The organism is Pseudomonas fluvialis, from assembly GCF_002835605.1.
In the GTDB taxonomy this organism is placed as follows: domain Bacteria; phylum Pseudomonadota; class Gammaproteobacteria; order Pseudomonadales; family Pseudomonadaceae; genus Aquipseudomonas; species Aquipseudomonas fluvialis.
In genome coordinates this window covers 80749-91308 of sequence record NZ_PIYS01000003.1, presented here as the reverse complement: position 1 = coordinate 91308, position 10560 = coordinate 80749, and the positions used below count along the sequence as shown (strand labels likewise).

The 10560-nt window shown below is 62.2% G+C and carries 10 protein-coding genes; 7 read left to right on the top strand and 3 right to left on the bottom strand.

Going from position 1 to position 10560, the window contains the following annotated elements:
- The first annotated feature begins 133 nt into the window (after positions 1-133).
- The 3 genes from CW360_RS02195 to CW360_RS02185 all read left to right on the top strand — a co-directional run bounded on the left by CW360_RS02195 (position 134) and on the right by CW360_RS02185 (position 3052).
- A complete protein-coding gene (locus CW360_RS02195) occupies positions 134-1162 on the top strand; it encodes an RNA methyltransferase (protein ID WP_093986849.1) in 1029 nt (342 codons plus the stop codon).
- A gap of 93 nt (positions 1163-1255) precedes the next feature.
- On the top strand, positions 1256-1636 hold the full coding sequence (locus tag CW360_RS02190) for a rhodanese-like domain-containing protein (RefSeq protein WP_093986850.1): 381 nt from the start codon (positions 1256-1258) through the stop codon (positions 1634-1636).
- Between the two features lie 90 nt (positions 1637-1726).
- Positions 1727-3052, top strand: coding sequence for an MATE family efflux transporter (locus CW360_RS02185; protein WP_101192588.1), 1326 nt, complete (start codon positions 1727-1729; stop codon positions 3050-3052).
- Here the strand turns inward: CW360_RS02185 and CW360_RS02180 are convergent.
- Entirely contained in the window at positions 2993-3808 is an 816-nt protein-coding gene (locus CW360_RS02180; RefSeq protein WP_101192587.1) for a helix-turn-helix transcriptional regulator, read from the bottom strand. The genes CW360_RS02185 and CW360_RS02180 overlap by 60 nt on opposite strands.
- 202 nt (positions 3809-4010) lie before the next feature.
- Between CW360_RS02180 and CW360_RS02175 the strand changes: the two genes are divergently transcribed.
- Together CW360_RS02175 and CW360_RS02170 are read left to right on the top strand one after the other, a co-directional pair.
- Positions 4011-4946 carry a lipase family alpha/beta hydrolase gene (locus CW360_RS02175; RefSeq protein WP_093986936.1) on the top strand — a complete coding sequence of 312 codons (936 nt, stop codon included), beginning with the start codon at positions 4011-4013 and terminating at the stop codon, positions 4944-4946.
- A gap of 48 nt (positions 4947-4994) precedes the next feature.
- On the top strand, positions 4995-5999 hold the full coding sequence (locus CW360_RS02170) for a lipase secretion chaperone (RefSeq protein WP_093986853.1): 1005 nt from the start codon (positions 4995-4997) through the stop codon (positions 5997-5999).
- Here CW360_RS02170 and CW360_RS02165 read toward each other — a convergent pair whose 3' ends face one another.
- The gene (locus CW360_RS02165; RefSeq protein ID WP_245874649.1) at positions 6000-7073 is read right to left on the bottom strand and encodes an ABC transporter substrate-binding protein; all 1074 of its coding nucleotides are present in this window, start codon (positions 7071-7073) and stop codon (positions 6000-6002) included.
- A gap of 298 nt (positions 7074-7371) precedes the next feature.
- Here CW360_RS02165 and CW360_RS02160 point away from each other — a divergent pair, with 298 nt between their 5' ends.
- Both CW360_RS02160 and CW360_RS02155 read left to right on the top strand, forming a co-directional pair.
- A complete protein-coding gene (locus CW360_RS02160) occupies positions 7372-9030 on the top strand; it encodes a nitrite/sulfite reductase (RefSeq protein ID WP_101192586.1) in 1659 nt (552 codons plus the stop codon).
- On the top strand, positions 9014-9511 hold the full coding sequence (locus tag CW360_RS02155) for a DUF934 domain-containing protein (RefSeq protein ID WP_101192585.1): 498 nt from the start codon (positions 9014-9016) through the stop codon (positions 9509-9511). Before CW360_RS02160 ends, CW360_RS02155 begins: the two co-directional genes overlap by 17 nt.
- A 57-nt stretch (positions 9512-9568) precedes the next feature.
- Here CW360_RS02155 and CW360_RS02150 read toward each other — a convergent pair whose 3' ends face one another.
- Positions 9569-10558, bottom strand: coding sequence for a YhdH/YhfP family quinone oxidoreductase (locus CW360_RS02150; protein ID WP_101192584.1), 990 nt, complete (start codon positions 10556-10558; stop codon positions 9569-9571).
- Positions 10559-10560: the final 2 nt, after the last annotated feature.

The following is a 10560-nucleotide window of genomic DNA, read 5'->3' as shown; positions in this document are numbered from 1 at the left end:
TAAACGAGGCCAAACGATAAGCACTCTCGCGTGTCGCGCCTAGTCTCTTTACCCGTCATTTACCTTGGCTAAGCGCTTGTTGGCAAAGGCAAAGCACTGCGTATGCCGGGCGCTGGTGGTAGCATGCGCGCCCATGCAGATCAGTCATTTCCAAGCACAGCTGGCCAGCCTCGGCGCCAAGCCATGCCATATCGGACGTATCCAGCGGGCCTGGCTCAAAGGCCTGCCCCTGGACAGTGGTACGCGCCTGCAAAAGGCCGAGAACTTCCTGCCCCTCGCCGTGCGCCAGGGTTTGCCAGCCCTGTCGGAACAGCTCGATGGCCTGCTGCGCCTGCACAGCAGGCATCCTGCTGCCGATGGCTCCGAGCGCCTGCTGTTGGCCCTGGCCGACGGCCAGCTGGTCGAGAGCGTGTTGCTGCCGCGTGGCGGCCTGTGTGTGTCGACGCAGATAGGCTGTGCGGTAGGGTGCCGTTTCTGCATGACCGGCAAGAGTGGCCTGCTGCGTCAGTTGTCGAGCCTGGAACTGCTCGCCCAGCTGGCCCAGGCGCGGCGTCTGCGCGCGGTCAAGAAAGTGGTGTTCATGGGCATGGGCGAGCCGGCGCACAACCTGGATAACGTACTACAGGCCATCGACTTGATGGCCGGTGATGGTGGCATCGGCCACAAGAACCTGGTGTTCTCCACGGTGGGCGATCCACGGGTCTTCGAACGCCTCGGCCAGCGCGAGGTAAAGCCGGCGCTGGCCCTGTCGCTGCACAGCACCTGTCCGGTCAAGCGCCGCGAACTGCTGCCCAATGCCGCACCTCTCAGCCCGCAAGAACTGGTCGAGCTGGGCGAGGCCTATGCTCGCCGGGTGGACTACCCGATCCAATACCAGTGGACCCTGCTCGCTGGAGTCAATGATGGCCAGGATGAGCTGGATGGGCTGCTGCGTCTACTCAAGGGCAAATTTGCCGTGCTTAACCTGATCCCCTACAACAGTCTGGAAGGCGACAGTTACCAGCGCCCCTCCGGGGAGCGCATCATCGAGATGGTGCGTTACCTGCACAGCCGCGGCGTGCTTACCAAGGTGCGCAATTCCGCCGGCCAGGATATCGACGGCGGCTGCGGCCAGTTGCGTGCCCGCGCCGAGCGACGCATCAAGACCCGGCAGCTTGACTGATACCCCGCGACCGCCTGCCGCAGCGGGCTTGACGGCTTGCTGCCTGACGCCCAGCATGTACTCCCCTGAGTATCTAACTGCCTGGAGCACAGCATGAAGAACGCCCATGATCTGGTTGCCGAAGCCAAAGCGCTGATTCGCGAGGTGAGCCTGGAACAGGCTGATGCCGCCATTCGTGATGCCGCAGCATTGATCGACGTGCGCGAGCCCGAGGAATTCCAGGCCGGGCACTTGCCCGGGGCGATGAATATCCCGCGTGGCGTACTGGAGTTTCGCCTGAGTGCGATGCCGGAGCTTGAGGCCCGCGATCTGCCGCTGCTGATCTATTGCAAGACCAGTGGCCGCGCGGCGCTTGCCGCACGCAGTCTGCAGGAGATGGGCTATCTGCAGGTACAGTCGCTGGCCGGTGGCTTCGATGCCTGGCAGGCCGCTGGCAAGCCGTTGGTTGCGCCACAACTGCCCAGCTTCGAATAAATCCGGGCTGCGCGAAGCCTGCACAGCCGTTACCATGCGCGCTTTTGCAGCTCGCCACGCCTTGTGCCAATGCGAGCCGGGTGAGCAGCCATGATCGAGCGTGAACGTCTCCGGCAGATCTTCCGACTGGGCCTGCCGATCATGGGCGGCATGCTCAGCCAGAGCCTGCTCAACCTGATCGATGCGGCCATGGTCGGCCATCTCGGGCAAACCGCGCTGGCTGGGGTGGGCATCGGCAGCTACGCCAACTTTATCGCCGTGGCCCTGGTGATGGGCCTGGGTGCCTCGGTACAGGCGATGGTGGCGCGGCGCCGTGGCCAGGGACTGCAGGCGGAGCTGGCGGTGCCCTTGAATGCCGGCCTGCTGATCGCCCTGTTGCTGGCCCTGCCGATTACCCTGTTCGGCGTATTGCAGGCGCCGCGCATCATTGCCCTGCTGAACAACGACAGCGCTGTGCTGGCCGTGGCAGTCGAGTACTTCGAGTGGCGCGTCCTGGCGGTGCTGGCGGTCGGTCTGAACTTCGCGTTCCGTGGCTATTGGAACGGCAGCCACCGTTCCGGGGTGTACATGCGCACCCTGGTGATCATGCACCTGGCCAACGTGGTGATCAGCTACAGCCTGATTCACGGACTGTTCGGCCTACCAGTCATGGGCGCACCCGGTGCCGGTCTGGGTACCAGCATTGCCTTGTACCTGGGCGCGCTGCTGTATGGCTGGCAGACCTGGCAGGCCGGGCGCAGCCAGGGTTTTCTCCGTAAACCTCCAGCGCTTATTGAAGTGCAGGCCATGTTGCGCCTGGCCCTGCCCAACTCACTGCAGCAACTGTTCTTCGCCGCCGGCATCACCGCACTGTTCTGGATCATCGGCCAGGTGGGCACGGCGGAACTGGCGATTGCCCATGTGCTGATCAACCTGGCGCTGTTTCTCATCCTGCCGGGTATCGGCCTGGGCATGGCGGCCACCACCCTGGTCAGCCAGAGCCTCGGCCAGCAAAACCCCGAGGCCGCCTATCGCTGGGGCTGGGATGTGGCGCGGGTCACCGCGTTGTGCCTGGCACTGCTGGGGGCGCCGTTCTGGCTGCTGGCTGAGCCGATCCTCGGACTGTTCGTCAGCGACCCGCAACTGATCGAGCTGGGCGCCTGGCCGCTGCGCCTGACCGGCCTGGGCATGGCGCTGGACGCCGTGGCCCTGGTGCTGACCCAGGCGCTGCTGGGTGCCGGCGCCAGTCGCACGGTGATGCTGGTCAGCCTGGGCAATCAGTGGTTGTTCTTCCTGCCCCTGGCCTATCTGCTGGGCCCGGTACTGGGCTATGGACTGCTAGCCATCTGGAGCCTGCAAATCATCCAGCGTGGGCTGTCATCGACACTCTTTGCCCTGATCTGGCAGCGCCGCCAGTGGACGCAGATCCGCCTGTAGAAACAGTCGGCCAGGACGCAACAGAATTTGCGATGGGTTCATTCCGGCAAGGCTACGAAAGGTGTGGCAGAAGTGCGCCGAGTCACTGAAACCTGCCTGCAACGCGGCATCGGTCAGGCTGGCTCCACCTGCCACCAGGCAACTGGTGACGAACAGGCGATGCCATTGCCGGTAACGACGAACGGGAATACCCACCTGCTGACGAAACAACTGAGTGAGGCGTGACACGTTCAGCCCAACCGCCGCGGCCAGTTCGGCGATCTGCCGGTTACAGGCCACATCCTCCTGTATCAGCTCGACTACCCGCGCTATGCGCGGATCGCCGCGCACGGTTGCCGATTGTTGCTGCGGGTTGATCAGCTGCTCCAGCCAGGCAGCCAGCTCATCCAGCGTGACAGGCGATGCGGCCTGGCTTTGCTCATGCAGCCAGGCCAGAGCGGCATCCTGCTCAGCCAGTGCACCTCGCACAGGGCCGCGCTGCCATTGCAGGCGGGGTGACAGGTGCTGCAGGTCATGGCCAAACACATCCAGATAGCAGAGCGCGATGCGCCCGCCACCTTCTATCACCACTTTTTCACCCACTGGCAGCAACAGGCTGCTGGCTCGCAGGCTATGGCTGCCGCAGCGTGCCAACAAGGGCGCATCAAGGGCAAACAGCAAAACACTGGCGGCCAGCTGCAAGTGCACGGCGCCATCCAGTTCGCCGAGGTAGAAGGTGCGCTGTGGCCAGAGGTAAAGGAGGGTGTTGGCAGGCATGATCGGTCTCCGCGATCCAGCCGATATAGCCCATGGGCCGGCACCCTGGCGTTGTCTGGTTGGCGTTTTGCACGATTTCACCCGTATGGGTGAAATCGGCAGTTCTTACAAGTGGCCTGCCCCGGCCTGCTGTTCAGATAGCGTCCACTCCGCTGGCTGTGTGCGGAGCAATAACAACAAAAACGTCACACAGGACATCACCATGTCGAAAAAACTCGCTGTCACCCTGGCTGCCGCAGCCCTGGGTTGTTCTCTCACCGTGCAGGCCAACAGCGCCGCCACACGTCATCCGATGGTGCTGGTGCCGGGCATCTTTGCCTTCGATACGATTGCCGGCATCGACTACTGGTACAAGATTCCCAGCACACTCAGCCAACAGGGTGGCAAGGTCTATGTGCCGCGCATCAACGCTTTCGATAGCTCGGTAAAACGTGGCGAAGCGTTGATTGCCCAGCTCGAGGAAATCCGCGCCGCTTCAGCAGGCAAGGTGCAAAAGTTCAACCTTGTCGGGCACAGCCAGGGCGGCGTCACGGCGCGCTATGTGCTCAATACCCGTCCCGATCTGGTGGCCTCGGTAACCACCCTGAATACCCCGCACAAGGGCTCGCCGCTGGCCGACGTGGCCACCGGCATCGCCCCGGCGGGCACGCTGCAGGGGGTTACCTTCGAGGTGTTTGCCAATACCGTGGGTAACCTGGTCAACCTGATGTCGAACAACCGCAGAAGCCAGGCGGATGTGCGAGCGATGCTTGCCGAGTTCAATCGCCAGGGAGCGGCCGCCAATAACCAGCGCTATCCACTGGGTGTGCCCAGTACCGCCTGTGGCGAGGGGCCGGCCAAGGTGCGCGTCAATGGGCATGATGTCCATCTGTTCTCCTGGAGCGGAACCTCGCCGCTGACCCATGTGCTGGACATTTCCGACCCTTTGTTTGCCATCACCTCGCTGGCTATCAGTGAGCCCAACGATGGTGTGACTGGGCGCTGCTCCAGCCATTTCGGCAAGGTTCTCAAGGACAACTACCGGATGAATCACCTGGATGTGAACAATCATGTACTGGGCCTGGTCTCGCTGTTCGAGAGCAACCCCAAGACGTTGATGCTCAACCATGCCAACCGGCTGAAGAACCTCGGTCTGTAACTGTCTGCGACGCTGGCCCGCGGTCAGCGTCGCACGAGGCCTGCCTCCATGCGTCAACCCTACTATTACCTGCTTCTGCCGCTGGCTGCCTGCAGCGGCTTTGCCCTGCTCTGGGCCGTTTTACCGGCGCCGCAGCACCGCATGATCGAGCACCGCGCGACAGAGATGCCCGCTACCGAACTGCGTCAGATCAACCAGCGTATCCAGGCAGACGCCCGTCTGCAGCAAAGTGTGCCGCCTGCCCTGCCCGCCGGCCTGGCGGGTGCCAGTCATGGCGTACAACTGGTCACTGATGCTCAAGGGCACTTACACGTCGACGAAGGCTTGCTGCGGCTGTTCGAGTTCTATTTGCTGGCCCTGCAGGACGAGTCGGTCGCTCAGGTCCTGGCACGTATCCACCATGAACTGACCAGCCAGTTGCAACAGCCAGCCTTGAACCAGGCGCGTGAACTGTTGCAGCGCTACATCGATTATCGACTGGCCCTGCAGACCTTGCCGGCGCTGGCAGAGACGGCTGATCTGCCTGCCTTGCAGGCGCGTGCAGAGGCTTTGCAAGGGCTGCGCGAGCGCTATTTTAGCCAGTCCGAGGTGCAGGCGTTATTTGCTCGTGATCAGGCCGAAGAACAACATGTGCTGCGTCACCTGCAGGCCCAGGCAGTTGGCGCCAGCCCGGCTGAGCTGGCGGCGCTGGATGAGCAGTTGCCCGACGACCTGCGTGAAGCCCGCCGTCAGGCGACACTGCCGGGCGAGCTATATGCCCAGGTCAGCGATTTGCGCAGCCAGGGTGCGAGTGATGAACAGGTTTACCAGTTGCGTGCCCAGGCGCTAGGCACGGAGGCTGCGGATGAGCTGGCCAAATTGGATGCACAGCGTGCGCACTGGCAAACCCGCCTGCGCGACTTCACTCGGGAACGCTTGCAGTTGGACCAGGCCGGGTTGGCGGAAGAAGATCGCCAGGCCGAGTATCAGGCCTTGCTGAGTCGTCACTTTGCCGAGCACGAGCGGGTCCGCGTGCAGGCATTGAGTGAAGCGGGCTTGTTGCCGGGCGAGTAATTAGCGCAACAACGCGTCGATGCTGAAACGGTAGGCGCGCAGACGTGGGTTGGCTTGCCGGCTGTAGCGACGGAAATCGATACCCTGCCCCGGCTGGCTCAGCCGCTGCTCCAGGCGCAGGCTTTGTGCCGCACTCACCTGACGGAACAGCTTGGCAACCTGGTCCTTGCCGCCATAGTCGGCAAAATCAAGCCCTTTGGCATGGTCATGCAGCATGACCAGCGCCCAGGCGCCGAGCGTGAAGTGTCCCGTCACCAGCACTTCTATGTCGCCGGCCCGGTAGGCCTGGAACAAGGCAGTGGAATTGTTCAGGCCGGTTAGGTGCAGGTCACGCCCAGGCTGACGCCCCAGTTCGCGCGCGGCTTGCAGAACGCCGAAAGCCATCTCGTCGTTGGCCGACCAGACATGGCTCACCTGCGGGTAGCGCTGTAGCAGGCTGAGGGCCTGTTCATAGGCGCGTTGCCGATTCCATTCGCCATACACCAGTTGGCGCAGCTGTACCTTGGGGTGAGTCTGCAAAACCGCTTGCAGGCCTGCTTCGCGCAGGGTCGCCGAAGGTGTATTGCGGGCTCCGGAAAAAGCCAGCATTTCGATAGGCGCCGGCGTAGCGTGCAGTGCCAGCAACCCCTCGGCCATCAAGGCTCCGGCCTGTTGATCATTGACCACCAGGCTGCCGATCCAGTTGGCATGCTTTTCCCGGGACGCGCCGGTTCGCGCCTGCTGATCGGCAGTCAGGGTGCTGTGCAGGGCAAACAGCCGGCTTGGCGAATCGGCAAACAGCCGCAGCAACTCCGGACCGACATATTCCTCGTTGGTAAACAACAGGTAGTCCGGCTGCGGTGTCCGGGTGCGCAGTTCATGGGCCTGCTGCAACATGCGCTGCTTGTTGCGGCCGGCATAAACAACTTCCAGTTGCAGCCCCAGATCCGTGGCTGCGGCCTGCATGAACTGGCTATAGGTACGCCAAAAGGGCTCGTCGGCATGTCCGGGATTGAGAAACACCACACTGCTGGCCCAGCCGCAGGGCATCCAGGTGACCAGGAGCAACAACAGCGGCAGGCAAAAGCGCGGCATGATCGGAGCAACGAAGTTGTAAAAGGGCAGCGATTATAGTGGGTTTGCTGCAGTGCCCCTATTGAATGCCGCTATGGGAGTCATAGCGCTTTGCTATGACCGACTGCAAATTCCGGGTCAACGTCGACTTATTCTTTAAACTTCTTTCCATATGAACAAACATCACTTTTACGCATAAATGTGAGCTGGTATCTTGCGCCGCTCTGCCACGATTGTCGCGCCTGACGCGCCCCGCCGCCCTGACAGCGGCGCAGCAGAACATCCATGGCCTGACCAGCAGCCTGATCACAGGAAAATCATGTACGTATACGACGAGTACGACCAACGCATCGTCGAGGACCGCGTCAAGCAGTTCCGCGACCAGACCCGCCGTTACCTGAATGGCGAGCTTTCCGGCGACGAATTCCGCCCGCTGCGTCTGCAGAACGGTCTGTATATCCAGCGTTATGCGCCTATGTTGCGGATTGCCGTGCCCTATGGGCTGTTGGCCTCACGCCAAGTGCGCAAGTTGGCGCAAATTGCCCGTGACTACGACAAAGGCTATGCGCATATCAGTACCCGGCAGAACGTACAGTTCAACTGGCCTGACCTGGAAGATGTCCCGGAAATCCTTGCTGAACTGGCCAGCGTGCAACTGCACTCGATCCAGACCAGCGGCAACTGCGTGCGCAATACCACCACCGACCAGTTTGCCGGTGTCGCCCGTGACGAGCTGATCGATCCGCGCCCCTGGTGCGAAATCATTCGCCAATGGTCGACTTTCCATCCGGAATTCTGCCAGCTGCCGCGTAAGTTCAAGATCGCCGTGAATGGTGCCGGCAATGACCGTGCGGCCATCGAAGTCCACGATATCGGCCTCGAAGCCGTACACAATGCCGCCGGCGAGCTGGGCTTCCGCGTGCTGGTAGGCGGCGGCCTCGGGCGCACGCCGATGGTCGGCAGCTTCATCAACGAGTTCCTGCCGTGGCAGCACCTGCTGTCTTACCTGGATGCCATCCTGCGCGTGTACAACCGCTATGGCCGCCGCGACAACAAGTTCAAGGCGCGCGTCAAGATTCTCGTCAAGGCGCTGGGGGCGGAAGCCTTCGCCGAGAAGGTCAACGCCGAGTTCGCCCACCTCAAGGACGGCCCGACCACGCTGACCGAGGCGGAAGTCGAGCGCGTGGCCCGTCACTTCGTCGACCCGGCCTACCTCGCACTGGTCGATCTGGATGATGAGCTGTCTCGCCTGGACAACGAGCATCCGGGCTTCGCCCGCTGGCGTAGCCGCAATACCACGCCGCACAAAAAGGCCGGTTATGTAGCCGTGACCCTCTCGCTGAAGCCAACGGGCACCGCCCCGGGGGATGTCAGCGACAAGCAGCTGGATGCGATTGCCGACCTGGCTGACCGCTACAGCTTCGGCGAAGTGCGCAACAGCCACTTCCAGAACATCATCCTCGCCGATGTCGAGCAGCGTCGCCTGTTCGAACTGTGGGGTGAACTGCGTGAACTGGGCTTTGCCACCCCCAATGTGGGACTGTTGACCGACATCATTTGCTGCCCGGGTGGCGATTTCTGCTCGCTGGCCAATGCCAAGTCGATCCCGGTCGCCGAAGCCATCCAGCGTCGCTTTGATGACCTCGACTACCTGTTCGACCTGGGCGAGATCGATCTGAACATTTCCGGCTGCATGAATGCCTGCGGTCACCACCACGTGGGGCACATTGGCATCCTCGGCGTGGACAAGAAGGGTCAGGAGTTCTACCAGGTTTCGCTGGGCGGGCACTCCGGCCGTGATGCGCGTCTGGCACAGATCCTCGGCCCGTCCTTTGCCCAGGATGATATGGCCGATGTGATCGAGAAGATCATCGCCGTGTATGTCGAGCAGCGCCATGCCGACGAACTGTTCATCGACACCTATCAGCGCATCGGTATCGACCCCTTCAAGGAGCGCGTCTATGCAGCGAATCATTAAGAACAGCCAGATCATCGACGAAACCTGGCAGTTGCTGCCCAAGGACGCGAGCCTGGATGACATCCGCAACAGCGGGGACATTATCGTTCCGCTGGCCCTGTGGGTGGAACATGACCGCGCCCTGCTGGCCCGCGATGGCGGACTGGGTGTGTGGTTGGATGCCGGTGAGGAAATCGAGGAAATCGCCGACCAGTTGCAACACTTCCAGGTGATTGCCCTGAATTTTCCGGCTTTCACCGATGGCCGCCATTACTCCACGGCTTATCTGCTACGTACGCGCTATGGCTATGGTGGCGAAGTGCGTGCGATTGGCGATGTGCTGCGTGACCAGCTGTTCGCGCTGCGCCGCGTTGGCTTCGATGCCTTCGCCCTGCGTGCCGACAAGGACCCGCAGGATGCCCTGCAGTCCTTCGCCGACTTTGCCGAGGTTTATCAGGCGTCGGCTGATCAGCCGCTGCCATTGTTCCGGCGGCGCGCCTGATTGTATCTGGCATAAAAAAACCGGCTTACGCCGGTTTTTTTATGCGCGGAGCTGTACTCAGTCAATGTGTACCAGGCGCCGCCGCTGCAACTGCCCGGCAAGCAGCAGCTCAATGGCTTGCGGCACTTCATCCAGGCTGATCTCTTCGGCCAGTTGCGGCAACTGGGTGAGTTTCCACTGCAGCGACAGCTTGTCCCACATGGAGGCCTTGACCACCAGGGGCAGCTCCACGGAATCCACCCCCAGCAGACTGACGCCGCGCAGGATGAACGGCAGCACGCTGGCCTGGAACTGGCTGCCGGCGGTCAGGCCGCAGCAGGCAGCGCTGGCCCCATAGCGCAGCGCCTTGACGACGTTGAACAGAATGTCGCCACCCACGGTATCCACTGCAGCGGCCCACTGCTCCTTGAGCAGGGCTTTCTCGCGGCCCTGTTCAAGTTCGCTGCGCGCCAGGATACGCTGCGCCCCCAGGCTGAGCAGCCAGTCGTGCTGACTGGTCTTGCCGGTACTGGCGACCACCTGATAGCCTAGTTGTGCCAGCAGGGCCACCGCAACACTGCCTACCCCGCCACTGGCGCCGGTCACTAGCACCGGGCCGGCATCACAGGTCAGCCCGGCCTGTTCCAGTTTTTCCACGCACAAACCGGCCGTCAGCCCCGCGGTGCCGAGCAACATGGCTTCGCGCAAACTCAGCCCGGAGGGACGCTTGATCACCCAGGCAGCCGGGACGCGAATGTACTGGGCCATACCGCCGCTGGTGTTCATGCCCAGGTCGTGTCCGGTAACGATCACTTCGTCGCCAGCTGTGAATTCAGCCACGGATGACTGCTCAACCACCCCCGCTGCGTCGATACCCGGCGTATGGGGATAGTGGCGGGTTACTCCCCTGTTTCCGCTCGCCGACAGGGCATCCTTGTAGTTCAGCGAGGAGTAATGCACGCGGATCAACAGATCGCCGGCCGGCAGTTCTGCCAGGTCTCGCTGGACGATCTGCTGGACGAAGCGGCCATCCTGCTCAATGACCTGAAGTGCCTTGAATGTGCTCATCT